Genomic DNA, 26,857 nt, shown 5'->3' with positions numbered 1-26,857 from the left:
CATGAGACTCGATGAATTAAAACCGGCCCCCGGTGCAAGTAAAAAGCGTAAGCGAGTCGGTCGAGGCCCAGGCTCCGGCCATGGCAAGACTTCGTGCCGCGGCCATAAGGGTCAAGGCGCGCGCTCTGGCGGCAATGTTCAACCGGGCTTCGAAGGCGGCCAGATGCCGTTGCAACGGCGTTTACCCAAGCGCGGGTTTTTCAATATTTTTCGCGACGAGATGGCGGTGGTCAATCTGTCCCAGCTTGAAGAGCTTGCGGCGGGCAGCGAAGCGACTCCTGAGTCGTTGACCCAGCGCGGTTTTGTCAGCGGCAGAAATCGCCGGGTAAAAATCCTCGGTGAAGGCTCGCTGTCGAAGGCTTTGACGGTACGAGCCCATGGATTTTCCGCCAAGGCGAAAGAGAAGATCGAAGCGGCCGGCGGTAAGGCGGAGTTGATCGCACTTCATGCTTAGCGGTTTTCAAAACGCGTCGCGCATTCCCGAGCTGCGCCGTCGAGGCATTTTTGCTTTGGCGATGTTGGCGGTTTATCGCCTCGGCATTCATGTGCCGACGCCGGGAATCGACCGGCTCGCGATGGCGGCGTTTTTCGATCAGCAGAAAAATACTTTGTTCGGCTTTCTCAATTTATTTTCCGGCGGCGCCCTGGAGCAGTTTTCGGTTTTCTCTCTGGGCATCATGCCCTACATTAGCGCGTCGATCATTTTGCAATTGCTCACGGTGGTGTTTCCTTATTTGGAAAGACTGTCGAAAGAAGGCGAGCTTGGCCGGCGCAAGATTACTCAATACACGCGCTACGGCACCGTGGTGCTGTCGATCGTACAAGGGATCATGATCAGTATCGGTCTTGAAGGAACCCAGGGCCCGGGCGGCCATAGTTTGGTTTTAACCCCCGGCTGGAGCTTTCGCTTCATGACCGTGATCACGCTTACTTCCGGCACCGCGTTTATCATGTGGCTCGGCGAGCAGATCACCGAGCGCGGCATCGGCAACGGTATTTCGCTGATTATATTCGCCGGTATCGTCGCCCGTTTGCCGTCGGCGGTTTCCACTACCTTCGAGTTCATGCGCAACGGCGAAATCGGTCCGATTGTCGCACTGGTTATTCTGGTCTTGAGTGTGCTGGTGGTGGGGGCGATTATTTTTGTCGAACGCGGTCAAAGGCGTATTCCCGTTCAATACGCCAAGCGCGTCGTCGGGCGCAAAATGTACGGCGGCATGACTTCTCATCTGCCGCTCAAAATCAATACCGCTAACGTGATCCCGCCGATCTTCGCGTCGTCGATATTGATTTTTCCCGCGACCTTGGCGCAGTTCGCCAATCACCCTTGGGTGTCGGCGGTTTCCGGCGCTCTAGCGCCGGGCGCGCTGCTGCATGATTTTGTTTTCGTGCTGCTGATTATTTTCTTCGCGTTCTTTTATACGGCTGTAGTCTTCAACCCCAGCGACGTGGCGGAGAATATGAAAAAAGCCGGCGGCTATATTCCGGGCATTCGCCCCGGTCAAAAAACCGCCGAATATGTCGAGCGGGTGTTGGCGCGTATTACCTTGAGTGGCGCGATTTATCTTTGTGTCGTGTCGTTGCTGCCGACAATTTTGGTGCGGCAGTTGAACGTGCCTTTTTATTTTGGCGGTACCGCCTTGCTGATCGTGGTCGGCGTGGCGTTGGATACCGTGGCGCAAATGGAAACCCATTTGATCTCTCGCAACTATGAGGGGTTCATGAAGCGCGGGCGGTTGCGCGGCAGAAAGGGCTAAATTTTGGCCGGTGCTGTACGTGTCGTATTGCTGGGTCCTCCAGGGGCGGGCAAGGGTACTCAAGCTAAGCTGCTTCAAGATGAATTCGGAGCGGTGCAGATTTCTACCGGCGGCATTCTGAGGAAGGCCGTCGCGGACCAGACGGCGCTTGGAAAAGAAGCTTCAGGATTTATTAAGAGCGGCGCTTTAGTGCCGGATGGTTTGATCGTCAATCTAGTCGCCGAGCGCTTGCAGCAGAAAGACTGTGAAAAGGGTTTTCTCTTCGACGGCTTTCCGAGAACGATCTCCCAGGCCGAGAGTCTCGATGAGATTTTTAAAAAGATGAGGCTAGATCTGAATTGCGTGTTGTCGGTTCAGGTACCTCAGGAGATTATTGTCAAAAGACTGGCGGGGCGGCGCACCTGTCGTAAATGCGGCGCGATGTTTCATGTGTCGTTCAACGCGCCCAAGCAGGTCGGAGTTTGCGATAGTTGCGCCGGAGAGCTTTATCAGCGCGACGACGATAAAGAGCAGACCATCGCCCATCGGTTGCAAGTTTACGACACGCAAACCGCGCCGTTGGCGAACTATTATCGCAGCCGCGGTTTGTTGCGGGAGATTGATGGAGTCGGCGAAATCGAGCAGATTCGCACCCGGGTGATCGCAGCTTTGGGAGATGTCGTGTTGTGATTTCGCTCAAATCGGACCGCGAAATCGAGATCATGAGGCGAGCGAATGTGGTGGTTGCCGAGGTTCTTCAAGAGCTGAGACAGCGGATCGCGCCAGGGATAACGACCTTGGACTTGGACGCGGTGGCCGAGGAACAGACGCTCAAGCGCAAGGCGATTCCGGCCTTCAAGGGTTACAACGTGGCTGGCCGGGTTTACCGCCACTGCCTTTGTGCCTCGGTCAACGACGAGATTGTCCATGGCATCCCTTCCACCCGGGTGCTTCATGAGGGGGATATCATCGGTCTCGATTATGGCGTGATCTTTGACGGTTATTACGGCGACTCGGCGATTACCGTCGGTGTTGGCAAAGTGAGCGCCGAGGCGCAGCGTTTGATGGAGATCACCGAGCAGTCGCTTTACAAGGGTATCGAACAGCTGCATGACGGCAAGCGGCTTGGCGATCTCGGTTCGGTGGTGCAAAAAATCGCCGAGGATGCCGGTTATTCAGTGGTGCGGGCGTTTGTCGGCCATGGTATCGGCAAGAAGCTGCATGAGGAGCCGCCGGTACCGAACTACGGTGAACCGGACCGCGGTTTGCGCTTGAAAGAAGGTATGGTGCTAGCGATCGAGCCGATGGTGAACGTGGGTACCTTCGAAGTCGAGATAAAGGACGACGGCTGGACGGCCGTAACTAAAGATGGTAGTTTAGCCGCCCACTTCGAACATTCGGTGGCGATCACTAAAAACGGGCCTTATATTTTGAGTCAGTTGTAATTACCGGGGACGCGCGCGGCAAGACAAGCTATGTCAAAAGAAGATGCCATTGAAGTCCTGGGGAAGGTGTTAGAGACCCTACCCAATGCGATGTTTCGGGTGGAACTGGAAAATGGCCATAAGGTCTTGGCGCATATTTCGGGTAAGATGCGCATGCATTACATCAAAATTCTTCCCGGCGACAAAGTCAAAATTGAATTGTCGCCATATGATTTGGCGCGGGGACGGATAATTTTCCGAGAGCGTTAAACAGAGGAGTCGTCGTGAAGGTTAGAGCTTCGGTAAAAAAGATTTGTAACAAGTGTATTGTTATCCGCCGCAAGCGCGTCGTGCGGGTGCTGTGCGAAAACACCAAACATAAACAGCGCCAAGGCTAATTTTTTTTGCAAATTTGAATCTGCAATCTGAGATTTGAAATTTGAGATTTCGAACGGAGTGAGAACATGGCACGTATCGCAGGAGTCGACCTTCCGAGAGCCAAGCGCATGGAAATTGCGCTGACTTATATATACGGCATCGGGCGCAATTCGTCACGGGATATTTTGCGTCAATCCGGCGTTTCGCTCGATCTCAAGACCGACGATTTGAGCGACGAGGATATCGCCAAGATTCGTGGGATTCTCGATCAGGGCATCAAGGTTGAAGGAGATTTACGGCGCGACGTGACGGCAAATATTAAGCGCCACTTGGACATGGGCTCCTATCGCGGCAATCGCCACCGGAGAAATCTGCCGGTGCGCGGCCAACGAACCCACACCAACGCGCGCACGCGCAAGGGACCGCGCAAGACCGTGGCCGGCAAAAAAGTCGCGCCGACGAAGTAAAAACGGATTAACGGGATTATTAGGAGCGCAGAATGGCAGACGCTACGGACGATAAACAAACAGCCGAACAAAAAGCCGCCGAACGGGCGGCGCGCAAGAAACGCGGACGCAAGAACGTCGCTGAAGGCGTGGTGCATATCCACTCGACTTTCAACAATACGATCGTCACGATCAGCGACTATCAGGGCAACGTGATCTCTTGGTCGAGCGCCGGCGCCATGGGTTTCAAAGGCTCGCGCAAGGGCACTCCGTTCGCGGCTCAGCAGGCCGCCGATAGCGCCGCCAAGAAGGCCATGGATCATGGGCTGCGCAGCGTGCAAATTTTCGTGCGCGGGCCGGGTGCGGGCCGCGAGTCGGCGCTCCGGGCGCTGCAGTCCGCGGGAATTAACATCAGTTTGATTAAGGACGTGACGCCGATCCCGCACAACGGCTGCCGTCCGCCGAAACGCCGACGCGTTTGATCGCTAGAGGAGGAAAGTAGGTTGGCTAGATACACAGATTCCGTGTGCCGGCTTTGCAGGCGCGAAAACCTCAAGCTCTTTCTTAAGGGAGAGCGTTGTTACACCGACAAGTGCGCCATCGAGCGGCGCAATTATCCTCCCGGACAACATGGCCAGGGGCGGCCGAAATTTTCCGAGTACAGCTTGCAGCTGCGCGAGAAGCAGAAGGTCAAGCGCATGTACGGCTTGATGGAAAATCAGTTTCGCCGCACCTTCGCCGAAGCGGCGCGTACCAAAGGCATCACCGGCGAGACCTTGCTGGTATTGCTCGAGCGGCGTCTCGACAACGTGACCTATCGTCTCGGCTTCGCCAGCTCCCGCGCCGAAGCGCGCACGCTGGTGCGCCACGGCCATATTTTGGTGAACGGCAGAAAAGTCAACATTCCGTCCTTTACCGTCAAAGTCGGCGACGTCGTGACGGTAAAAGAATCGAGTCGGCAGATTACCCGAGTGCTTTCCGCCATGGAGGGCTCACAACGGCGCGGCGTGCCGGACTGGGCCGACATCGATCGCGACGCTTGCAGCGGCCGGATCAAAATCCTGCCGTCGCGCAACGACATTACGATGCCGATCAACGAAAAGCTGATCGTCGAATTGTATTCGAAGTAAGATTCGAATCTGGGGAGAGACTATGTCCACAGTGTACAGGCATTGGACCGATTTGATTAAACCAAAGCAGTTGGAGGTGGATGAGAAATCTTTGACCTCGACCTTCGGCCGGTTTTACGCCGAGCCGTTCGAGCGCGGCTTTGGCCAAACCCTCGGCAATTCGCTCAGGCGCCTTTTGCTGTCTTCACTCATGGGCGCGTCAATCGTCGCCGTGCGGATCAAGAATATCTTGCATGAGTTTTCCACCGTGCCGGGCGTCACTGAAGACGTTGCGGACATCATTCTAAACCTCAAAGAGGTGCGGCTCCGTCTCAACGAATCCGAGCAACAGACTCTCAAGATCGACGCCAAGGGGCCGGGCATTGTCCACGCCAAGGACATCATCGGGCCGGCGGCGGTGGATATTCTCAATCCCGATCACAAAATCGCCACCCTGTCGCGGGACGCCAAGCTGGAAATGGAAATGACGGTCAAGCTCGGACGCGGCTATGTGCCGGCGGAACGCAATCGCGAAGAAGGGGTGCCGGTGGACACCATCTTCATCGACGCGGTGTTTTCACCGGTGTTGAAAGCTAACTTCACGGTCGGCAACGCGCGGGTCGGTCAACGCACGGACTATGAGCGGTTGGTTTTCGATGTTCATACCGACGGCAGCGTCAAACCGGACGACGCCATGGCCTACGCCGCCAAGATTTTGCAAGACCAGGTGAGCATCTACGTCAATTTTCTAGAAGAGCCGCGGCCGGAAAAGAACGACAACGGCCCGGCGATTCCGCTCAACGATAATTTATTTCGCAGTGTCGACGAGCTCGAGTTTTCGGTGCGCTCGCAAAATTGTTTGCAGAACGCCGATATCAAATACATCGGCGAGCTGGTGCAAAAGAGCGAACAAGAGATGCTCCAGACCAAAAACTTCGGTCATAAGTCGCTCAATGAGATTAAAGAGATTCTGCGGGAAATGGGCCTAGAACTGGGCATGAAGGTCGATCATTTTCCGACACGTGAAGAAATCGACGCGCGCAAGCGCGATGCCGAAAAGGAATAGGGATTCATCATGCGTCATCTCAAGTCGGGCAGACAGCTCAGCCGTAACTCCAGCCATCGCTGGGCGCTGATGCGCAACCTCATCACCGCGCTGCTGCGCGAGGAGAAGATTCAAACCACCGACCCCAAGTGCAAGGAGTTGCGCCGTTGGGTCGAGCGGGTGATCACGCTCGGTAAGCGCGGCGATTTGCACGCGCGCCGCCAAGCGTTGAGCATCGTTTTTGACAAAACCGTGGTGAAAAAGCTTTTCGATACCATCGGCCCGCGCTTCAAAGATCGCCCAGGTGGCTATACACGGATCATCAAGCTCGGTCTCCGCCATGGCGACGCCGCCCAGATGGCGCAGATCGAGCTGGTAGGTTCGGAAGCGGTGGCGGAAAGCGCCAGTGGCGGTGCTAAGAAAGGCCGCAGAGCACGCCGTCGCGAACGCGAGCAAAAGGAGCAGGTGGCTGCGGCCTAGGCTCTTTCAATATAGAGAACTCATCATAACAGCCCGTCGCGACCCTTGGTCCGGCGGGCTGTTTTCGTTTTTGGTAGTCTTCATAGTGGTGACGGTTTTTTGGCTATCGATGGGCAAATTTTGTCACCGCGGTCGAATGGCGAGTTCCACAAATTAGTGGATTTTTTGAGCCTCAGCTCGATTTCGCTATTCGTCAAATTCTTGTCACTTTGAACAAGTCGCCGATAAACTGGACTTTCCGCGACGGCTCTTGATAAAGTCCAGATCAAAATTGCCGCCCGAGACCGCTGAGTCATAGATTCGAGATTCTGGCCCCCATCTTGCCTTTAACCTCATTCAAGTTTGACTGAGAAATAAGGAGGGCGAATGAAAAAGCTACGTTTGCAGAGCGATTCAGGTTTTACCCTGATCGAGTTATTGGTTGTCGTCGCGATCATCGGAATTTTGGCCGCCATCGCGATCCCGCAGTTTGCCGCCTACCGTAAGCGCGGTAACGAGGCTCAGGTTAAGTCGGATCTGCGAAACGCCGCCGTCGCCCAGGAAGCTTACTTCGCGGCGAATTCGACCTATTTCAACGGCACGCTTGTGAGGGGTACCCCTCCTGGCTTCAACGTCACTAACGGAGTCAGCATCGGTGCTACCGTTGCTGGTAACGGTACCTATACGATCTCTGCGTCGCATACCAATTGTACCGGTGTGACCTGGACGTTTAGCAGCGTCAACGGTTCGATTGGCGGCCCGGCATGTCCGTAACGCTTAAACTCTAAAGATTTTTACATAGGGGTTGGCACAAGAGGGAGAATGAAAATTCTCCCTCTTTTTTTACCCGCAGTTTTTTTCGAAAGACTAGGTCAGTCCAGTCGTTTGCTTTTGTTTGCCCTACGCTCGTGATATCTAACCCCGGTGGATTCAACTGAATTCAGCGCGCTGCGCCGAAATTTGAATGATTTTGTTAGCGTCGAACTCGACGAAGCCGCGCTCGATCGGTTTCAGTGGCGCGACTTCGGCAACGGCCTATCGATGGCCCGTCTGGCGCGCGCCGACAAGCGCGAGTTGGTGCTCTATCGCATCGCCGCCGACGCGTCGCCCGATGCCTTCTTAAAACACCAACATATCGGCGGCGAGTTTTACCTCGTGCTCAAAGGCAAGATCGCCGACGAGACCGGCGAGTATGTGAAGGGCGATCTGGTGTTCTTGGACCCGCAATCGGTGCATACGCCGCTGGCTGTAGGCGAGACGGTGGTGTTGGTTTTTTGGCCGGCGGGTGTGCGGATTGTCGATTCGTAGCAAGTCACTTCAATCAAATATTTCGGAGGTATTATGGCAACCCTAGGATTCATAGGCACTGGCGGCATGGGCAGCGGCATGGCGGCCAACTTGCTCAAGGCGGGCAATAAATTAATCATCACCGATCTGCGCCGCGAGCAATGCCAAGGATTGGAAGCCCAAGGCGCGGTATTCAAAGATTCGCCCAAGGCGATCGCGGAGTCCTGCGACGTGGTCTGCTCGATGTTGCCTTATAATCAAGCGGTGCAAGCGGTTGGCTTGGGCAAGGGTGGACTGCATGAAGCGGCCAGCGGCGCGAAAACCTGGATCGACTTCAGCAGCATCGACAAAAAAACCATCGTCAGCGTCGATGCCGAACTTTCTAAAAAAGGTTGGACGATTCTCGATGGCTCGGCGGGCGGCGTCGAAGAGGCGGCCGCGGCCGGCACCTTGTCGCTTTGGCTGTCAGGGTCTAAGTCCACGTTCGACAAGCATCAGGACATCTTCAAGGCGATGGGCAATAAGATTATTTACGTCGGCGAGCTGGGCAACGCAAAGCTGGTGAAAAACGCTATGGCGATGTTCGCTGCGGTGATCCACTTGAGTCTGGCGGAGACTTGCGCCTGGTTGAAAAAGGGCGGTCTCAGCGAAGACACCTTTCGCACGATCCTAAAAAATTCCCAGCAGGATTCGGTCGCCATCGACCGGATCATGGAGATCATCGTCAGCAAAAAATACAAACCGCGCAAATCTTGGATGCCCAAGGACGTCGGCTTCGGCCTCGACATGGCGCGCGAAATGGAAGTGCCGATGCCGTTCGTCGCTTTGGCCTATCAAATGTTTTCCATCGCCCAGGCCACCGGCCAGGACGGCTACGAAGCCACCGGCATCGCCTGCAACGTCTACGACCTCATCACCGGCGCGAAAAAATAGCGGGGCATCAATGGCGCTCGCACCCGAACGGCTGTCGCGCTTTCTGACTTTTCTCCTGCGCCACAAGCCGAAGGATTATCCGCTGACCTTCGACCACGAGGGCTTCGCGCCATGGCAAGAAGTCGTCGACATGGTGCAGGAGCGTTTCTACGACGTCACCGAAGAGCAGATTCGTGAGCTGATCGACGGGGCGGAGAAAAAGCGCTTCGAGATCCGCGGCGACAAAGTGCGCGCCACTTACGGTCATTCTTTTCCTGTCGATCTTGGCAACGCCGACACGGCGCCGCCGGCGCAGCTTTACGTAGGCGCAACGCGGGATTTGGCTGACGCGATGCTCCGTAACGGCCTCGCGCCGCGCGACCGCCAATATGTTCACTTGAGCGTGACCGCTGAAGAGGCTGAGTCGGTGGCCAAACGGCACGACCCCGCTCCGGCGATTCTGATTGTCGACGCTCAAGCGGCCCACGCCGCAGGCGTTCGCTTCCACGAGTCCGGGCCGCTGTTCTTAGTCGAGAGCGTTCCCGCGAAGTTTTTGTCGCTGCGCTAGTGCTTGCTGCGCCTCCTCTTGCCACCAACTCTCGCGGCTAACCAACACTAAGGGCATTGTGAAACGCATTCAATCCGACATACCTGAAGCAGCGGAAGAAAAAGTCACAAGCTCTTATCGTGAAGAACTGAGTGGCCATGGCGGTATGATGTACCCAGAGACTCGCGAGTACCGTATCGCCGGAAATGTTGTCGGTTTCCGCTACCACGGTGCCCGCGGTGTTCTCATAAAAGAAACGCCGATGAAGAATGGCAAGAAACATGGCCGCGAATATTCCTGGGACGATGATGGCTTTCTTGTGTCGATGGAGCCATATAGGGAAGGGTTGTGTCACGGAACGGCCAAACAATTTGATCGGTCGGGTCAAGTCATTGGCACCTATCGGATGGTGCACGGCACTGGCTACGATCTGTGGCGTTGCAAAAGCTTCGACGGTCCATCCTATTTTGTCTGGGATATACAGTCTAACCGAAACGGTTTCTTGCATGGCTTCGAATGGTGGCTGAACGAAGACCAGAAATCCGTCTACCAAGAAAGGCACTGGGATCAAGGGAAACAGCATGGCATTGAGCGCGACTGGAAATTTAAGGGCAAGCTTCGCCGTGGCTATCCCAAATATTGGGTCCACGACAAAGCCGTAACCAAGCGCCAGTATCTCGCCGCCGCGCGCAAAGATCCGACGCTGGCGCCGTTTCGCTTGAAAGACAACTCGCCCAAGCGCGAGTTTCCGCCGGAGATTCGGCGGCTGTTGACCATTCCGAAAAGGAAGCGACAGCGGCGCGCGAAGAATTGAATCGCTCGGTTTGCACCGCACAAATCATTACGTTAGATTGTCTCCATTGTCGTTCGAATTTCCCCGTTACTTTGCGATTTAGCTTCTCGTTATCCGGCGCTGGTGCTAGGAGCGGAAGAGAATTTTTCTAGAAACCGATGCGAAGTCATCTTACCGCGCTTTTGGCCGACGCCGTTGAGAAAACGGCGCAAGGTCTGGAGCTGAATGCGACGGCGCTGCCGCCGGTGTTGCTGGAGCCGCCCAAGCAGCGCGAGTTTGGCGATCTGTCGTCCAACGTCGCCATGCTTTGGGCCAAGAGCGCCAAGAAGCCGCCGCGGGCGCTGGCCGAAGCGATTCTCAAGAACATCGACGATCGCGACGGGATTCTCGCGCGCCAGGAGATCGCCGGGCCGGGGTTTCTCAACTTTACTTTCGCGCCGAAATTCTACTTTGAGCAGCTGCGCGACATCGACGCCGGGAAGAATTCGCAGCTCAATATCGGCCACGGCCAAAAGGTTCAAGTGGAGTTTGCCAGTGTCAATCCGACCGGGCCGCTGCACGTCGGCCACGGTCGGGTGGCGGTGATCGGCGATGTCCTGGCGCGCTTGTATGAAGCGACTGGCTTTGTCGTCGAACGAGAATATTACGTCAACGACGCCGGCAACCAGATGGAAAATCTTGGCCTGTCTCTGTACGCGCGCTATCGCGAAGCGTTCGGCGAGGTTGCGGAATTTCCCGAGGGCGGCTACCCGGGCGAGTACGTCAACGAGCTTGCCGGCGAAGTCAAAGCGCGGGATGGCGATAAATATTTGCATGGCGACAAAGCGAGCGCGGTGAGCTTTTTTCGCCAGTACGGCGGCGATTCCTTGTTGAAGACCATCCGCGGCCAGCTCGGCGAGTTCAGCATCCGTTTCGATTGCTATTTCAGCGAGAAGGCGATGCGCGAGCGCGGCGAAGTGAACGATTCGATGACCCGCCTGCGCGAGCTCGGTTTGCTTTATTCCCAAGACGGTGCCGAGTGGTATCGCTCGACGCAGTTTGGCGACGACAAGGACCGCACGGTGATCAAGAGCGACGGCGAGTTGACTTACTTCGCCGCCGACATCGCCTATCACCGCAATAAGTTCGAGCGCCAGTTCACCAAGCTGATCAATGTCTGGGGCGCGGACCATCATGGCTACGTGGCGCGCTTGAAGGCGGCAATGCAGGGGCTGGGCTACGATGCCAAGCAATTGCAAGTTGTCCTAGTCCAGATGGTCCAGTTGACCCGCGGCGGCGAGCCGGTGCGGATGGGCAAGCGCACCGGCGATTTTGTCGCCTTGGAAGAGGTTCTCGAAGAAGTTGGCCGGGACGCGGCGCGTTTTTTCTTTTTGATGCGCAAGTCGGACAGCCATCTCGACTTCGATTTGGAATTGGCGAAAAAACAGTCGAGCGACAATCCGGTGTTCTACGTTCAATACGCCCACGCCCGGGTGGCGAGCATTTTCGAGCAGGCGGCTAAGCAAGGCGTTGCGCTAGGCGACCACGCGAGCGTTCAAATCGAGCGTTTGGAATTGGCCGAAGAGTTGGAGCTGGTGCGCCGGATGATCGAGTTCAACGAGGTCTTGGAAGAGTCGGTGCGCGAGCTTGAACCGCACAAGATGGTTTTCTATTTACTCGAATTCGCCGGCGAGTTTCATCGTTACTACAACCGCCATCGGGTGGTTTCGGAAGATTTGGAGCTCAGCCGGGCGCGCTTGTTGTTATTAGAAAATGTCCAGAAGACGATGCGCCGCGGCTTGGAGATATTGGGTGTGACCGCGCCGTATAAAATGGCCAACCGCGGCGAAGTTGAGGCGGCGCCGTCCTGAACGCAGGTGGCGGGGGAAATTGTCATGGCGGAAAATCGCAGGGGCAAAGAAAACCGATTTTACTTTAGCCGCGGCCAAATGGTGCTGCTGGGCGGCGCCTTCACTTTGGCGTCGTTGGTGATTTTTTTCATTGGCATGTTTGTCGGCAAGGGGATTGAGGAAAGAAAGATCGCCAAGCGCGAAGAGCCGCTGGTAAAAATCCCGCTGAAGCCGGAAGCCGGCGCAACCACCGGCAACGTGGACGCGAAGAAAGACGAAATCACTTTTAACGTCCCAGCGCCTAAGGAGCCGGCGCTGCCGTTGGCGGAAGAAAAGGCCAAGCCAGAGAAGCCGCCTGAAAAGGTCGCCAAGGCTAAGGCCGAGGCGCCAACGCCCAGGGCGGAGAAGAAAAGCGAAACCGTCAAAGCTGAAGCAGCCGCGAAAACAACTGAAGCCAATGGCGAAGCTGCTGACGCCGGCAAAGTTTGGCGCGCCCAGGTCAACGCTTTTCCCGACGAGAGGTCGGCGAAACTGTTGGTTGATCGGCTAAAAAATAAAGGCTACAACGCCTATGTGAGCGAGACCCAGAACCGCGGCAAAACTTGGTATCGGGTGAGCGTCGGCCGCTATAACTCCCGCGACGAGGCGGAAAAAATCGTCGAAGCGCTGCGCACCAAAGAGAATCATCCGCAGGCCTTCGCCGCGTCCAAATGAGACGACCGACATGAGCATGAACATTCGCGAAGCAATCGACAAGCTGGTCAATCGCGTCAATCTTTCCGAGGCCGACACTGTGGACGTGATGAATCAGATCATGACCGGCGAGGCGACGCCTTTGCAGGTGGCGGCGTTTCTGACCGCGCTACGCATGAAGGGCGAGACCGTCGAGGAGATCACCGGCGCGGCGCGGGTGATGCGAGAGAAAGCTCATCGGGTCAACGTCGGCGGCAAAACCGTTCTCGATACTTGCGGCACCGGCGGCGATCAGAAGGGTACGTTTAATATCTCCACCACTGCGGCATTCGTTGTCGCCGGCGCCGGCGTCGATGTCGCCAAGCATGGCAACCGTTCGGTGTCGAGCCAATCCGGCAGCGCCGATGTCTTGGGCGCTTTGGGCGTCAAAGTCGACGCGCCCAAAGAGCGCGTCGAGCAGTGCATCGCCAAGATCGGCATCGGGTTTCTGTTCGCGCCGCTGCTCCATGAAGCGATGAAATATGCCGTCGGACCGCGCCGCGATATCGGCATCCGGACGATCTTCAATATTCTCGGACCGCTGACCAATCCGGCGATGGCGAGTCATCAATTAATCGGTATTTACAGCGGCGAACTGGTCGGCGCCATTGCCAACGTGCTAAAAAATCTCGGCAGCGCCCGCGCCATGGTCGTGCATGGCTTGGAAGGTCTGGACGAAATCTCTCTGTGCGGTCCGACCAATGTCGCTGAATTGCGTGACGGCCAAGTCAAAGAATATATTTTGGAACCCGAACAGGTCGGCCTCACGCGCTGCAAGTTGGAAGATCTGCACGGCGGCAGCGCCGAGCAAAGCGCGCAGATCGTCAAAGCGATTCTCGCCGGCGAAAAAGGGCCGGCGCGCGATGTCGTTTTGCTCAACAGCGGCGCGGCGCTTTATGTCAGCGGCAAGGCGGATTCGGTTAAAGCCGGCATCGCCTTGGCGGCGGCGTCCATCGATTCCGGCAAGGCGCGGCAAAAACTGGAGCAATTGGTCGAGCTTACCAATGCCGCGTGAAATTCCATGGCCGAAATCCTCACCACTATTGCCGCTCATGTGCGCGGCGTCGTCGAACGTCGCCGCCGCGACACACCTTTATCAGTGTTGCGTGAGCGGCCGTTGTTCGACGCGCCGACACGAGGCTTCGCTCGGGCGCTGACCGGCGCGACGCGCCGGATCGTCGCCGAAGTCAAAAAAGCTTCACCGTCCAAAGGTCTGATTCGCGCCGACTTCGATCCGGTGGCGATCGCCAAGGATTATGCTAGTCATGGCGCCAGCGCGATTTCGGTTTTGACCGAGGACAAATTTTTTCAAGGCGAGTTGGTCTATCTCGAACAAATTCACGCCGCGGTCAACGTGCCACTGCTGCGCAAAGATTTCATGCTCGATCCCTATCAGATCGACGAGGCCAAAAGTTTTGGCGCCGATGCCGTGCTGTTCATCGCGGCGATGATCGAGCCGAGCTTAATGCGAGAGTTGCGCCAGCAGGCGAGTGAGTTGAAACTAGATTGCTTAGTCGAAGTGCATTCGGAAAAGGAACTGGCGACGGCCATCGACTGCGGCGCTGAATTGATCGGCATCAACAATCGCGATCTGAAAACCTTCGATGTCAATTTGGCGACCACCGAGCGGCTGGCGCCGCTTGTTCCCGTCGGCAAGCCCGCGGTGTGCGAGAGCGGCATCGACAGTATTGAGCAGATTCGCCGGGTCGAGAAGTTGGGTATTCACGCCTTTTTGATCGGCGAATCGCTCATGCGTGCGCCCGCGCCGGGGAAAAAGCTGGCCGAGTTGCTAAATGGTTGAAAACATAAATTCCGTCATTCCGGCGCAGGCCGGAATCCAGGTTGGGTTGGGCTTGCCGACATCACGGCACTGGATTCCCGCCTTCGCGGGAATGACGCAACGGGGCGGAGTTGTCTTTGCGGCGAAATTTTTTATCGCGGCAGCAAGGGCGTCGCGTTGCTTCGGATAGTAATCGTCATGGCGTCGGTTAAAATCAAAGTCTGCGGGATCACGTCATTGCTTGATGCCGAAAAGGCGATCGAGTTCGGCGCGGATATGCTCGGTTTTAACTTCTACCCGCCCAGTCCGCGCTGCATCACGCCGGAGCAGGCGCGCGACATGCTCGGGCAATTGCCGCGGGATTGTTTCAACATCGCGCTGTTCGTCAACGAGCCGCGTGAGAAGGTCGCTCAGACCATCGCCCAAGGCGTGTTGGCGGACGGACGGCAGGCTTACGCTGGCTTGCAATTTCACGGCGAAGAAAGCGCCGACTATTGTCGCGGCTGGGATCTGAAAGTGATCAAGGCGATTCGCGTAAAAGAGCGCGCTTCGCTCGATGTCATGCAAAGTTATGGCGCCGATTTTTATTTGCTCGATTCCTTTTCCGCGGGCTACGGCGGATCGGGAGCGCAGTTTCCCTGGGAGTGGCTCGACGGTATCGACGCGAGCAAGCTGATTCTTTCCGGCGGGCTGCGGGTCGACAATGTCGCCGAGGCGATCCGCCGGATTCATCCCTACGGTGTTGACGTGTGTAGCGGCGTGGAAGCGCGCCCAGGTATTAAGGATCATGGGAAACTCAAAGAATTTATCACTGCCGCCAAAGCTGCCTGACCGGCGCGGCCACTTCGGCCCCTACGGCGGCCGCTACGTCGCCGAAACATTGATGCCGGCGTTGGCCGAGTTGGAGCAAAGCTACGCGAAGGTGCGCCGTAATGCGGCGTTTCGTAAAGAGCTGCAATATTATCTGCGCGAGTACGTTGGCCGCGCGACGCCGCTGTACTTTGCCGAGCGGTTAACCCAAAAATTGGGCGGCGCGAAAATTTATCTCAAGCGCGAAGATCTCTGCCACACAGGCGCGCACAAGATCAACAACACCATGGGGCAAATCCTCCTGGCGCGGCGCATGGGCAAAAAGCGCATCACCGCCGAGACCGGCGCCGGCCAGCATGGCGTGGCGACGGCGACGGTGGCGGCGCGCTTCGGTTTGGAGTGCGAAATCTTCATGGGCGCGGAAGATGTTCAGCGCCAGTCGTTGAATGTTTTTCGCATGAAGCTCCTGGGCGCCAAGGTGCGCGTTGTTACTTCCGGCAGCCGGACCCTCAAAGACGCCATGAACGAAGCGTTGCGCGATTGGGTGACCCACGTGCGCACGACGTATTATCTCATCGGCTCGGTGGCCGGGCCTCATCCCTATCCGATGATGGTGCGCGATTTTCAATCGGTGATCGGCAAGGAGGCGCGCCGGCAAATTCTCAAAAAAGAAGGCCGGCTGCCCGATTACTTGATCGCCTGCGTCGGCGGTGGCAGCAATTCCATGGGATTGTTTTTCCCTTTTGTCGGCGATCGCAAAGTCAAAATGATCGGCGTCGAAGCCGGCGGCTTTGGGCTTAATTCCGGCAAACATTCGGCGACCATCCAGCGTGGCGCCGTCGGCGTGCTGCATGGTAGCAAGAGCTATGTCTTGCAAGACGACAAAGGGCAGATCACCGAGACCCATTCGATCGCCGCCGGCTTGGATTATCCCGGCGTCGGCCCGGAGTTAAGTTATTTGCGCGATCAGGGCCGGGTGCAGTTCGATTCCGCCACCGACGCCGAAGCGATCGATTCGATCAAATTTCTCGCCGAGGTCGAAGGTATTATCCCGGCTTTGGAAAGCGCCCACGCCATCGCCGTGGTGCGCCGTCTGGCGCCGCGGCTGTCCAAGCGCCAGACGATCATCGTCAATCTGTCCGGGCGCGGCGACAAGGATATGATCACCGTCGGCGCTTATTTGGGCGCGAAACTTTAGAAAAAATATTTTCATGAGCCGTATTGAAAAAACTTTTGCTGAACTGAAAAAACACCGCGAGGCGGCGCTGATCCCTTTCATCACCGCCGGCGATCCCGATCTGCCGACGACGCTGAAGATCATGCGCGCCCTTGAAGCGGGCGGCGCGGATTGCATCGAGCTGGGCATTCCATTTTCCGATCCGAGCGCCGATGGGCCGACGATTCAACGTTCCTCCGAGCGCGCCTTGCAACGGCCGGTGCCGCTGGCGGCGATCTTCCGCTTAGTCCGGGAGTTTCGCCGCGGTTCGCAAGTGCCGGTGATTCTGTTCGGCTACTTCAATCCATTTTTCCGCTTCGGTCTGGAAAAATTCGCACGCGAGGCGGCTGGCGCCGGCGCCGACGGCGTGCTCTGCGTCGACTTGCCGCCGGAGGAAAGCGGCGAGCTCAAACTTTGGACCGACCTAGTCGGCATCGATTTGATTTTTCTCCTGTCGCCGACCAGCGGGCCGGACCGGCTGAAATTGGTGGCGCGCCATGGGCGCGGTTTTATTTATTACGTTTCGGTCACCGGCGTCACCGGCGTGCGCCGGACCTTTGACGACAGCTTGAAAACTCAAGTGGCGCGGGTGCGTAAGGCCGGGGCGCTGCCGGTGGGGGTCGGTTTCGGCATTTCGACACCCAAGCAGGCCGCTTGGATCGCCGGCTTTGCCGATGCCGCAGTCGTCGGCAGCGCCTTGGTGGAAAAAATCGAACATGCCAAGGGTAATAACCAAAAGGCCAAGCAGGCCGGCGCGTTTGTCGCCCGACTCAAACGGGCCATGGTTCAAGCGCGCCGGCGTAAGTAGCTTTGGGAGCCCGTTTCCGCGCTAGAGCAACGCGGCTACGGAAATCCTTTTACCAGCGAGCCGTCGTCGATGGATAGCTATTCCGAAACCCTCGAACGCATCTACCAGCTGCGCGAAAGCGTCATCGATCTGCGTTTGGACCGCATGGAAAAAGCGCTGGCGCGGTTCGATCATCCCGAGAAAAAAATTCCGTCGATTCACATCGCCGGCACCAACGGCAAGGGTTCCACCGCAGCCATGGTGCAACGCATACTTTCGGTCGCCGGTTATCGCGCCGCGCTTTACACTTCGCCGCATCTGGTTTCCTTCACTGAGCGCATGCGCATCGGCGAGCGCGAGATTAGCGAAGCCGAGGTGGTCGCGCTTGCCGAAGAAGTGCACCGGTACTGCGATGACATGGAGCCGCCGCTGACCTTCTTCGAGTTCGTCACGGTGATGGCGTTGGTCTATTTCGCGCGCCAAGAAGTCGACATCGCAGTCATCGAAGTCGGTCTCGGCGGCCGGCTCGACGCGACTAATGTGATCACGCCGTTGGTCAGCGCGATCACGACCATTGCCCTGGATCACCAGGCCTATCTTGGTTCGGACGAACTCTCCATCGCGCGGGAAAAAGGCGGCATCATCAAGCCCGGGGTGCCGGTGGTTTGCGGCACGGTTTCCGGCGCGGTGGCGGCGCTGCTCAAGAGCATCGCGATCGAGCGCGCTGCGCCAGCCTATTTTCTCGGCGTAGATTATGGATTTTCCTTGAAAAATGACGGGCTTTTCGACTATACAGGTATAAAACAATATTACTCAAATATTGAGTTAACATTGCGTGGCCGACATCAGCGGGCCAATGCTTCTTTGGCGCTGGCGATTTTGGAGCTGCTTGAGGGCCGTTTCCACGTCACCGAAGAGAATCTACGCATAGGACTGGCAACGGTGCACTGGCCAGGACGGCTTGAAGTCATGCTGGAGCGGCCGACGGTGTTGTTGGACGGCGCGCACAATTGCCAAGGGGTTAACGCGCTGGTCGACGAATTAACCTCGCTGCGCCAGGGACGGAAGATCAAATTGCTGTTCGCCACCATGGCGGATAAAGAATGGGAACTGATGCTCGACGTGTTGGCCCAAGCGGTGGATGAAGTGATTTTCACGCGAGTCGATGTCGAGCGAAGCGCCGATCCACGACAATTGGCCGATAAGCTGAAAATTGATATTCCCCATCGCGTGGTCGACGACTCTCGCCGCGGACTGCAAATGCTGCTCGACGAGTCCCAAACCGACGATCTGGTGGTGGTGGCGGGCTCACTGTATTTGCTCGGCGAAGTGCGGCCGATGCTCCAACGGCTGGCGGCACAGGCGGCCGCTCCGCGGGGCGGGCATTAATATTTCATCAACCGAATGAACCGCAAAAACTTATTTTTTATTCTCATGCTCGGCGCCATGGTTTTGTCATCTACCTGGCGGGCCAACGGCGCTCAGCTGGCGGTCAAAGGAGGCACTGAGGCCGACAACGCAATGAACATCGTCGCTGACAAACTGTCGACGTCCAACGGCATCAGCGAGATCGAAGCCAGCGGCAACGTCGAGCTCAAGCGCCAGGACATGACGCTCAAGGGCGAGTACGTGCATTTCAATCGCTTGACCCAAGAAATTACCGCCAAAGGCAACATCCGCGTCGACGATCCCGAGTGGAAGATCAAATCGGCCAGCTCCATGCGCTTGAACATGGAGAGTGAAAAGGGCGAGATCGAAGACGGCGATATTTTCCTCGAGCAGGGAAACCTCAGCGTGACCGGCCGGCGCTTTGAGAAGTTCGGCGGCCAGACCTACCACATCGATGACGGCTTTTTTACCACTTGTTTGTGCGATTCCGGCGCGCCGTCGTGGAAGTTTTACGCCGAACAAATGGATTTGACACTCGAAGGCACTGGAACTATCAAGAACGCCTATTTCTATATTCTCGATACCCCGGTCATGTATATTCCGTATGCGATTTTTCCGCTGCGCACAGAACGGCAGAGCGGATTGCTGTTTCCCAAGTTCGGCCGCTCGACCACCGAAGGGATTCGTTTCCAACAGCCATTTTTCTGGGCGCTGTCTAAAAGTTCCGACGCAACGGTGGCGATCGACGTCGAAACCAAAGCGCGGGTCGGCTTGCTCGGCGAGTTTCGCACCGTGCTGTCGCGGGACGCCGACTTTAGCATCGAGTCTTCCTACTTCAATGAAAGCTTGCGCAAAAATCCCCAGGCCGATGTCATCGACAAGACCATCGCCGATCCGACCATCCCGCAAAATCGTTGGAGCCTGATTGGCACCCACCGCTACACGACCAGTTCGGATTGGCAGACCTATAGCGATTTCGCGCGCTACCGCGATAATCTGTTCGTCCGTGAGTTGGTCGAACGCTTCGACTTGCCCGGCACCCGGGAACTCAATCTCCGGCGCAGCCGCTATGGCGATTCGCGTCTCGGCGTGTTTCGCGATTGGAACGATACGTTCTTCAAAGGCGAATTTAATTTTTACCAGGACTTCATCCAGCCCGACAAAGGAACCTTGCAGCGCACGCCTCAACTGGCGCTCTGGGGCCGGCGCTTTCTCGCCGATTTCCCGCTAGAATTTCGCTGGCGGACGGAAGCGATCAATTACGTGCGGCGGCAAGGCGGCGATGGTGTGCGCTTGGACTTGCGGCCGGAATTGCTCCTACCGTTTCGCGCCGGCCAGTATGCGTTTGGCTCTGTGAGCGTGGCGCCGCGCGAAACGCTTTATCATCTCTACACTTCAGTGCAGCCATCCGAGCACAATGTTTCCCGCGAGTTGGTCGAGCTGCGCGGCAATATCGGCACCTCGCTCAGCCGCGTTTATAGTTTCGACCGGCCCGATTTGGTCGGCTTGAAACATGTCCTCGAACCAGAAGTGAGTTATCTGTTCGTCCCCAAAGTCGATCAGCGCCGCATCCCGATCATGGACGAGGTCGATCGCGTCGGCCGGCGCAACATCACGACATTCTCCCTGGCGAACCGCTTCTGGGCAAAATCCCAGGGCCGCTTCGGGACGACTTCGACCGACACGGAAGAGGTTTTGAACCCGGTGGATTTTGGCAGCGTCCGCGATCTCGGGATTTTGAAACTCGCGCTAAGCTACGATCTCGATGCCGCCCGGAGAAATACCACAAGACTGTCCGACATGGATATTAAGCTGCGCACCAATCCGATCAACTATCTTAACTTGGGATTGGAAACCACGGTTCATCCGGGACCCTGGCAGGTAACGTCGATGCAAACCTATTTAACCGTCTCGGATCCCCGACCGCTGCCGCGCCGGATCGCCGACCCCGATTTTGTCCTGCCGAACTACGTCGGCTTCAATTATGCTTTCGTGCGCCAGAACCCCAACGCGTTTTACGCTGAGGATGCCAATATCGATCTCGATGCGCCGCCGAACTGCGCCGTGCACACCGCTGATCCCCGTTGCGTGACCGCAGATCCGAATAAAAACGTCGCGTCCAACGTAGGTGCCAGCGCGCTTTATCACCTCACGGATAACATCTTGTTGTTTGGCAGTTCGAGTGTCGATGCCCGTCAAGGCCGCTTCCTCGGTTTTACCGCCTCGACCAAGTTTCTATCTTTTTGCGAATGCTGGAGCGTCACCCTCGGCCTCGCGCACAATATCAATCCCGCCAAGACTACCTTTAATTTCAATTTCAATCTCGCAGGTCTTGGGAATAAGAAGAGTAGTTTGAGATAGTGACTTTTGATTGGTGGGGATAGTCAATCGGTGCGTGATTGCAGTATTCCACCATTTTGCCGGATTGACCCAGCTTTGTAGCGACCTTAACTAGTCGCATTCCATGTCTTGCGACAGCTTCCACTCTATTGATTGTCTAGTTCTATGTGGCTCACTAGTTTTCTCTACGAGCATGGCTAAGGTAGAATTCAGCGTACAAAACAAATGACCAGGTGCTGAGTTGAGGTCGACAACGCGCGCTCCAGACGGTGCGCTCTAGAAACTTGCAAACGGTGTGGTTGCTTCTATTATGATACAATCATTTCTTCGTCGGTTGCATGGACTTATGAATTGCGAGGTAAGTAACAATTGGAACGTTTACAACGGCTCTACCATCATCGTGCTCTGCTGCAGGTCCTCGTATCGCGGGAGTTGAAAGGTCGTTATCGGGGGACGGTCTTGGGGTTTATATGGACTCTCGTGAACCCCTTGGTTCTGATGGCGATATATGTTTTGATATTTTCGATTTATCTGCGTGTCGAGATGAGACATTATCCCGCCTTTCTTTTGTGCGGTATATTTTCATGGACATGGTTTTCGGTTGGCATTAGTGACGCGACCACTTCAATCATTGTTAATGGCGGACTGATCAAGAAGGTTTATCTTCCTTCGGAGATCATTCCTTTAGTGTATATCACTTCGAATATGGTTCACTATCTCTTAACCTTGCCGATCCAGCTGCTGTTTCTGATTCTGTTTCATGACGGCTTGGCATGGGTGATTGTATATCTCCCGCTTGTTTTGCTAATTCAGTTCGTGTTTATGTACGCACTCGCGCTTATTTTATCGTCCCTCGCGGTGCGCTTTCGCGATCTGCTGCAGATTGTCCCTAACCTACTCATGGTCTGGTTTTTTATAACACCCGTCTTCTATCCTTCCACAACCGTACCTCCAGAGTATCATGTCTTAGTGGATTTCAATCCGATGGCTCACATAATCCGGTGTTTTCAGGATATTCTATATTATGGCAGGAGCCCGTCATTCGCGAGCGTTGCGCTGGCCGCGGGATTGGCTAGTTTATTGTTAATAGCCGGGTTTTCACTGTTTGAATCACAGAGAGATATCTTCGCTGAGGAAGTATGAACGGAAAGCCAGCGATAGAGTTACAGGGAGTTTCGAAGAAGTACCGAAGGCATACCACGGGGCCGCGGGCGACCACGCTTAAGTCCTATTTGCTTCACGATCTATGGCGTCACCAGAACGGCGGCGAAAAATTGAAATGGGCGCTTAGGGATTTGGATTTGCGCATAGCCAAAGGTACGAGTTTAGGGATCATTGGCAGGAATGGATCAGGAAAAAGCACGCTCCTTAAGCTGCTCACTGGGATTATCAAACCTGATGCGGGGACTTTGACTGTGAACGGCAGAGTGTCGGCACTTTTGGAATTGGGGGCAGGGTTCCATCCTGAGTTAACTGGGAGAGAGAATGTCAAGATTCACGGCGTCATCATGGGGCTGAGCCAAAGTGAGATTAAATCCCAGTTAGAAGCGATTATTGAATTTGCCGAGTTGCGCGACTATATCGACGATCCCGTTCGTACCTATTCGAGCGGCATGTATATGCGTCTGGCATTTTCCGCGGCCATTCACATTGATCCGGAAATTTTGCTAGTCGACGAAGTTCTTGCAGTTGGTGACGGCGCCTTTGTTGAGAAATGTTTGGAATGTATGGATCGTTTTAAGAGCGCCGGCAAGACGATCATTCTGGTAACGCACAATCTTCAACTCGTGCGCACCTGGTGCCATGAAGCCATTTGGCTGGATGATGGTCAACTGCAGATGAACGGTGATCCGGGAGATGTGGTGGCAGCGTATCGTAGCCGACTGTTCGATCAGCAAGCTCGTGGCACTGCCACCTTACCCGTGGAAGTAACCGGTGAGGGGACGCGGAGTTTGCGCTATGGTGACGGCACATCGACTCTCCTTGAATATGGGATTCTCGACAGCTCCGGAAAAATGACCGACTTCCTAGAGTCGGGCGCGGCCTGCACGCTATTCATGCGTGTTCGGATCGACAAGGCATTTTCGGGGATGACCGGTGGTTTTGCGATCAAGGATCGCATGGGCACGATTTTATACGGCGTAACCAACCGGTCGCAGAAAATGTTGCCGCGACAAGTTCATGCAGGCGAGGTGATAACATTCACGGCCAAACTGCGAATGTGGCTAGCAGCGGGGGAATACTATATTACGTTGGGGTTGGCAAACATTGAAACGGATCAAAAATCTGATTTTATCGAGGACGCTCTGCATTTCACGGTGATTGGTCCCGCAGGATTATTTACTGAGTCCGTTGTCAATCTTGAAACTGAGTTCACAATCAATTCCGATGAAGGTGGGGACGCGTGCAAGCCGGAACAACTTGGGTTCAGCGAAATCTCATAGCGCAATTGAAGCGTCTGGCCCAGGCCCTGGGTATTGTCTCCGGTAGTATCGGGTCAATCAACGGCGTCCCGCCACAAGGGAAAGATCTGTCATTTGCGCAAGATTTAGAGTTGCAACGCACCCTGAACGAATTTCTCATGAAGGAGCCTGACACTAGACGTCAGCTTCTGAGTATGCTCGCTCTTGGGGTGCACGATACCACGCCGGAGGATGAAAAATATCGAATTGCCGAGCAGTTGTCGGCTGCGATATATCCCAAGTATAAGTTCAGTGAATTTGGGCGGTTGTTTCTAGAGGATCAGAGCTTCTTGTCTGTATACAAGCGCTTTATGGATCCGGACAATTGGCATTCGCTAGATCGGAAGTACACGCTCGATCAGTTACTTCGGCTAACCCTGCACATTGACGGTGACGTCGCGGAATGTGGTGTCTACCAAGGGGCAACGGCCTACTTGATCTGTCGTGCTATTGAATCGTCGAAAAAGCGCAATTATCTTTTTGATTCATTTGAGGGCTTGTCCGCACCTCTGGCGAGTGACGGAAATTATTGGTTTCGTGGCGCATTGCGTGCCGATGATTCAGAAGTCCGAGAGAATCTCCGCGAGTTCAAAAATTTCACCATTTGCCGCGGATGGATACCCGAAAGATTTCCAGAGGTGGCTGATAAACAATTCTCATTCGTACACATTGATGTGGACCTTTATGAACCTACACGAGACTCTATAAACTTTTTCTATGATCGCCTCAGTCCCGGTGGAGTCATTTTGTTTGATGATTACGGTTTTAAGTCCTGCCCCGGCGCGAAGCTTGCCACAGATGAATTCTTTACCCATAAACGAGAAAGGATCATTATGCTTCCCACGGGCCAGGCTTTCATCATTCGACGCAATGACGTGAGCCCATGAGCGCTAACGACGCAAATCCTAAAACACCGATGGTCGGTCAACCCGTTCAGCGGCTTGTCTGGACCCCGGAGCTGGTCTCGCGATTTTGGGCTGGAGTGGCTCAGACTCGGTTGACCGAATATGACTTTGCCAAGCAAGGCGGTAAGAGCGTGATCATCGCGGTCGAGCACCATCTGCCAAAATCCGGTAAAATTCTCGACTTTGGCGCTGGTAATGGGGAACTCGTCGAATTGCTGTTGGAGCGTGGATACTTTGCCGCAGCTTACGAACCTTCGACGGAACGGATCGGCGAGTGGACTACCCGACTGCGAGACCGAAAAGGTTTTCTTGGAGTTGTCGGATCCCACAGTGACGAGAAGTTCGATGTGATTCTTATGACTGAAGTCATTGAACACATACTTGAGGATGAGTTCGATCGGACACTTCGGCGGGTGCAGGCACTACTCAAAAAACGTGGAATACTTATCGTTACCACGCCCAATAATGAAGACTTGGAACTTGATATGGCTTACTGTCCAGTGAGTAATTTGCTCTACCACCGATGGCAGCATGTGCGTTCTTTTACCACTGAGTCATTGACTTCATGTCTACGTCAGTACGAAATCGATCCGATTGCCGTCCATCGCGTGAATTTTCAGGCTGATTATTATGTTCCTTTTGACCGAAATTGGGCTGGCCACCGTTTCGTGCCCGAGATGCCTGAGTATCTAGTGGCAATGCGTAAAGATATTTCCACCTGTGTTGGAAATGAAGCGCGGTTGCTCTACATCGGTCAAAAAATTAGCTAGATCGCTTTAGTTCACGTGCTCGCGAACGATCTGACGGCAATTTACGAACCGTATGAGGGTGGTCTCGATCCTTCCCCGGAGCACCAACCACGCGAAGAGCCCCCAATATATAAGTGTCCAATAGTCCGGCACGCTGAGTTTCGTGCAACGCCAATTTCCCTCGATTGCTCGGAGCCAAGTCTTAGCCTTGCGGATTGGAGCGAGGGTCAATTGTTTGACTCGGTTGAGAATGAAAGACCTCGAAGGGTTGGGGAGCTTTGGCATATTGTTCGTCGCGATATTCGTTGACCGACGCGCTATCTGAAGGTTCAAGGTCAGATCAATTACTTTGCATAGCACAGTTACGCTTTAACTCAGCGACAGCTCTTCGTATAGCTCAGAATATTGTTTCGCCACACTATCAAGGGAAAATTTTTGAATGACTTTTAATCTGGCGTTTTGGCCCATTGTCAGGGCGAGTTCTGGGTTGTGAATCACCAATGACATAGCGTGTGCAACTGCCTCAGCGGAATTCGGTGAAACGAGCAGGCCCTCACGTTCATGCTCCACGACATCAACGGTACCACTAACTTGAGTGGCTATGACGGCGAGCTCCATTGCCATTGCTTCCAGGAGTGAGTTGGCTAGACCTTCGCCCCGGCTCGGAAGCACCAAGCAATGTGCCGAGTGGTAGATCTGTAACATTGACTCTGAGTGTGGGCAAAATTTTACCCATCCCTGTACGCCTAGGTCCTCAGCCATCAGGCAGTAATCATAATCCGGGAAATCCCTACCGAACAACTGGAGATCGAAACAATGCCCCAAGCCTTGTTTCAGTAATATTTGGACCGCCTTTAGTATGATATCAATTCCCTTTTGCGGGTGTCGTCGTCCGATCAAAACGAAATGTACTATTTTGCGATCGGGAAATGGCTGTCGACGCTTGAAATAGTCAGTATCTACTCCGTTTGGAATATACGCGATTTGACGCGGCGAAAATCCCCAGGTGATCAATTCTGCCTCAATTTCGCGACTTATCGCGATCATCCGATCCGCCTGGTGCAGTATTCGTAGAGCCCATCTGAACCCATCGAACTGTGAGAAAACGTTTAAATCGCCAAATGACCCAGCGCAGGCGATCTTTATAATACATTTTTTTTTGAAACAGCGTGCCACTACGACCGCAACGACGGCATGGCCAAACGCATGCTGGACATGCATAATGTCGTAGCTCTGCCGGCGCCCTACAAGATAACGAAATGTATCCACGACGCCATGTTTGATCCAGTAGGTGAGGAGAAACTTCACTCGATGGACTTCTAAGCCTTGGAGGTTTTCTTCCAGTGGGGAATCTGGCGTGCGCCATTGCGTCAATATCTGCATGTGATGACCAAGGCCGATTAACTTTCTTGCTAATCGCTCGGCTTGTAGTTCGGCGCCGCCGGTAATTGGGCGGAATTGATGGATGATAATTAGTCCGCTTGGTGTCATGTATTCATAAACTTGGCTAGAGCCATACAATCTGGTTGATTAATGCACGATTCGATGACTCTACACAATAATAAATTGAGAATTGTTGTAGCAAAGTGATTATGTCAGGGGTTAACGGCAACGTAATTATGTCAGGGTGGAAGGATGACAACCCTGACAATGAAAGACGAGAAACGACTAGACGTAATTCAACGAGTATATCGCAGCGAGATCACCGTGGTTGAGGCCGCA

At 55.0% G+C, this 26,857-nt stretch carries 30 protein-coding genes; 29 read left to right on the top strand and 1 reads right to left on the bottom strand.

Going from position 1 to position 26,857, the window contains the following annotated elements; genetic code table 11:
- Window position 1: 1 nt before the first annotated feature.
- The 29 genes from EXR70_03090 (at window position 2) to EXR70_02950 (ending at window position 25,156) form a co-directional block, all read left to right on the top strand.
- Entirely contained in the window at window positions 2-454 is a 453-nt protein-coding gene (locus EXR70_03090) for a 50S ribosomal protein L15 (protein ID MSP37468.1), read from the top strand.
- Window positions 447-1,757, top strand: a complete 1,311-nt coding sequence (gene secY, locus EXR70_03085) for a preprotein translocase subunit SecY (protein ID MSP37467.1) — start codon at window positions 447-449, stop codon at window positions 1,755-1,757. Before EXR70_03090 ends, secY begins: the two co-directional genes overlap by 8 nt.
- 3 nt (window positions 1,758-1,760) lie before the next feature.
- Complete coding sequence (locus tag EXR70_03080) at window positions 1,761-2,426, top strand: adenylate kinase (GenBank protein MSP37466.1); 666 nt, start codon at window positions 1,761-1,763, stop codon at window positions 2,424-2,426.
- A complete protein-coding gene (map, locus tag EXR70_03075; GenBank protein MSP37465.1) occupies window positions 2,423-3,181 on the top strand; it encodes a type I methionyl aminopeptidase in 759 nt (252 codons plus the stop codon). The genes EXR70_03080 and map overlap by 4 nt, the downstream gene beginning before the upstream one ends.
- Before the next feature lie 30 nt (window positions 3,182-3,211).
- Entirely contained in the window at window positions 3,212-3,430 is a 219-nt protein-coding gene (locus tag EXR70_03070; protein MSP37464.1) for a translation initiation factor IF-1, read from the top strand.
- A gap of 14 nt (window positions 3,431-3,444) precedes the next feature.
- On the top strand, window positions 3,445-3,558 hold the full coding sequence (locus EXR70_03065) for a 50S ribosomal protein L36 (GenBank protein ID MSP37463.1): 114 nt from the start codon (window positions 3,445-3,447) through the stop codon (window positions 3,556-3,558).
- Window positions 3,559-3,624: 66 nt separating this feature from the next.
- Entirely contained in the window at window positions 3,625-4,005 is a 381-nt protein-coding gene (locus EXR70_03060; protein MSP37462.1) for a 30S ribosomal protein S13, read from the top strand.
- Between the two features lie 32 nt (window positions 4,006-4,037).
- Window positions 4,038-4,466: a 30S ribosomal protein S11 gene (locus EXR70_03055; protein MSP37461.1), complete on the top strand. Its 429-nt coding sequence runs from the start codon at window positions 4,038-4,040 to the stop codon at window positions 4,464-4,466.
- A 21-nt stretch (window positions 4,467-4,487) separates the two neighbouring features.
- Window positions 4,488-5,114 (top strand): 30S ribosomal protein S4, encoded by a 627-nt coding sequence (locus EXR70_03050; GenBank protein ID MSP37460.1) that lies wholly within the window; start codon window positions 4,488-4,490, stop codon window positions 5,112-5,114.
- 31 nt (window positions 5,115-5,145) lie between these two features.
- Window positions 5,146-6,159 carry a DNA-directed RNA polymerase subunit alpha gene (locus EXR70_03045; GenBank protein MSP37459.1) on the top strand — a complete coding sequence of 338 codons (1,014 nt, stop codon included), beginning with the start codon at window positions 5,146-5,148 and terminating at the stop codon, window positions 6,157-6,159.
- A 9-nt stretch (window positions 6,160-6,168) separates the two neighbouring features.
- Entirely contained in the window at window positions 6,169-6,618 is a 450-nt protein-coding gene (locus EXR70_03040; protein ID MSP37458.1) for a 50S ribosomal protein L17, read from the top strand.
- 366 nt (window positions 6,619-6,984) lie between these two features.
- A complete protein-coding gene (locus tag EXR70_03035) occupies window positions 6,985-7,371 on the top strand; it encodes a prepilin-type N-terminal cleavage/methylation domain-containing protein (protein ID MSP37457.1) in 387 nt (128 codons plus the stop codon).
- Between the two features lie 150 nt (window positions 7,372-7,521).
- Window positions 7,522-7,905: a hypothetical protein gene (locus EXR70_03030; GenBank protein ID MSP37456.1), complete on the top strand. Its 384-nt coding sequence runs from the start codon at window positions 7,522-7,524 to the stop codon at window positions 7,903-7,905.
- Between the two features lie 33 nt (window positions 7,906-7,938).
- The gene (locus tag EXR70_03025; protein ID MSP37455.1) at window positions 7,939-8,817 is read left to right on the top strand and encodes an NAD(P)-dependent oxidoreductase; all 879 of its coding nucleotides are present in this window, start codon (window positions 7,939-7,941) and stop codon (window positions 8,815-8,817) included.
- A 10-nt stretch (window positions 8,818-8,827) separates the two neighbouring features.
- The gene (locus EXR70_03020; GenBank protein ID MSP37454.1) at window positions 8,828-9,364 is read left to right on the top strand and encodes an RNA 2'-phosphotransferase; all 537 of its coding nucleotides are present in this window, start codon (window positions 8,828-8,830) and stop codon (window positions 9,362-9,364) included.
- A gap of 58 nt (window positions 9,365-9,422) precedes the next feature.
- A complete protein-coding gene (locus EXR70_03015; protein MSP37453.1) occupies window positions 9,423-10,157 on the top strand; it encodes a hypothetical protein in 735 nt (244 codons plus the stop codon).
- A gap of 137 nt (window positions 10,158-10,294) precedes the next feature.
- Complete coding sequence (locus EXR70_03010) at window positions 10,295-11,986, top strand: arginine--tRNA ligase (GenBank protein MSP37452.1); 1,692 nt, start codon at window positions 10,295-10,297, stop codon at window positions 11,984-11,986.
- 24 nt (window positions 11,987-12,010) lie between these two features.
- A complete protein-coding gene (locus EXR70_03005; GenBank protein MSP37451.1) occupies window positions 12,011-12,679 on the top strand; it encodes an SPOR domain-containing protein in 669 nt (222 codons plus the stop codon).
- A gap of 16 nt (window positions 12,680-12,695) precedes the next feature.
- Window positions 12,696-13,712, top strand: coding sequence for an anthranilate phosphoribosyltransferase (gene trpD / locus EXR70_03000; GenBank protein ID MSP37450.1), 1,017 nt, complete (start codon window positions 12,696-12,698; stop codon window positions 13,710-13,712).
- 6 nt (window positions 13,713-13,718) lie between these two features.
- On the top strand, window positions 13,719-14,498 hold the full coding sequence (trpC, locus tag EXR70_02995) for an indole-3-glycerol phosphate synthase TrpC (protein MSP37449.1): 780 nt from the start codon (window positions 13,719-13,721) through the stop codon (window positions 14,496-14,498).
- A 177-nt stretch (window positions 14,499-14,675) separates the two neighbouring features.
- The gene (locus EXR70_02990; protein ID MSP37448.1) at window positions 14,676-15,308 is read left to right on the top strand and encodes a phosphoribosylanthranilate isomerase; all 633 of its coding nucleotides are present in this window, start codon (window positions 14,676-14,678) and stop codon (window positions 15,306-15,308) included.
- Window positions 15,265-16,485 carry a tryptophan synthase subunit beta gene (gene trpB, locus EXR70_02985; protein ID MSP37447.1) on the top strand — a complete coding sequence of 407 codons (1,221 nt, stop codon included), beginning with the start codon at window positions 15,265-15,267 and terminating at the stop codon, window positions 16,483-16,485. Before EXR70_02990 ends, trpB begins: the two co-directional genes overlap by 44 nt.
- Window positions 16,486-16,498: 13 nt before the next feature.
- Window positions 16,499-17,311, top strand: coding sequence for a tryptophan synthase subunit alpha (locus tag EXR70_02980; protein ID MSP37446.1), 813 nt, complete (start codon window positions 16,499-16,501; stop codon window positions 17,309-17,311).
- Window positions 17,312-17,380: 69 nt separating this feature from the next.
- A complete protein-coding gene (locus EXR70_02975) occupies window positions 17,381-18,679 on the top strand; it encodes a bifunctional folylpolyglutamate synthase/dihydrofolate synthase (GenBank protein ID MSP37445.1) in 1,299 nt (432 codons plus the stop codon).
- A gap of 15 nt (window positions 18,680-18,694) precedes the next feature.
- Window positions 18,695-21,040, top strand: a complete 2,346-nt coding sequence (locus tag EXR70_02970; GenBank protein ID MSP37444.1) for an LPS-assembly protein LptD — start codon at window positions 18,695-18,697, stop codon at window positions 21,038-21,040.
- Between the two features lie 348 nt (window positions 21,041-21,388).
- Window positions 21,389-22,162 carry an ABC transporter permease gene (locus EXR70_02965; protein ID MSP37443.1) on the top strand — a complete coding sequence of 258 codons (774 nt, stop codon included), beginning with the start codon at window positions 21,389-21,391 and terminating at the stop codon, window positions 22,160-22,162.
- The gene (locus EXR70_02960; GenBank protein MSP37442.1) at window positions 22,159-23,463 is read left to right on the top strand and encodes an ABC transporter ATP-binding protein; all 1,305 of its coding nucleotides are present in this window, start codon (window positions 22,159-22,161) and stop codon (window positions 23,461-23,463) included. Before EXR70_02965 ends, EXR70_02960 begins: the two co-directional genes overlap by 4 nt.
- A complete protein-coding gene (locus EXR70_02955; GenBank protein MSP37441.1) occupies window positions 23,424-24,368 on the top strand; it encodes a hypothetical protein in 945 nt (314 codons plus the stop codon). Before EXR70_02960 ends, EXR70_02955 begins: the two co-directional genes overlap by 40 nt.
- Entirely contained in the window at window positions 24,365-25,156 is a 792-nt protein-coding gene (locus tag EXR70_02950; GenBank protein MSP37440.1) for a class I SAM-dependent methyltransferase, read from the top strand. The genes EXR70_02955 and EXR70_02950 overlap by 4 nt, the downstream gene beginning before the upstream one ends.
- Window positions 25,157-25,504: 348 nt before the next feature.
- Here EXR70_02950 and EXR70_02945 read toward each other — a convergent pair whose 3' ends face one another.
- Complete coding sequence (locus tag EXR70_02945) at window positions 25,505-26,626, bottom strand: glycosyltransferase family 1 protein (GenBank protein MSP37439.1); 1,122 nt, start codon at window positions 26,624-26,626, stop codon at window positions 25,505-25,507.
- Between the last annotated feature and the right edge of the window lie 231 nt (window positions 26,627-26,857).

The sequence above is a fragment of the Deltaproteobacteria bacterium genome, assembly GCA_009692615.1.
Taxonomy (GTDB): domain Bacteria; phylum Desulfobacterota; class Binatia; order UBA9968; family UBA9968; genus DP-20.
The sequence above is the reverse complement of the archived record's forward strand: the minus strand, read 5'-3'. Positions and strand labels throughout refer to the sequence as shown.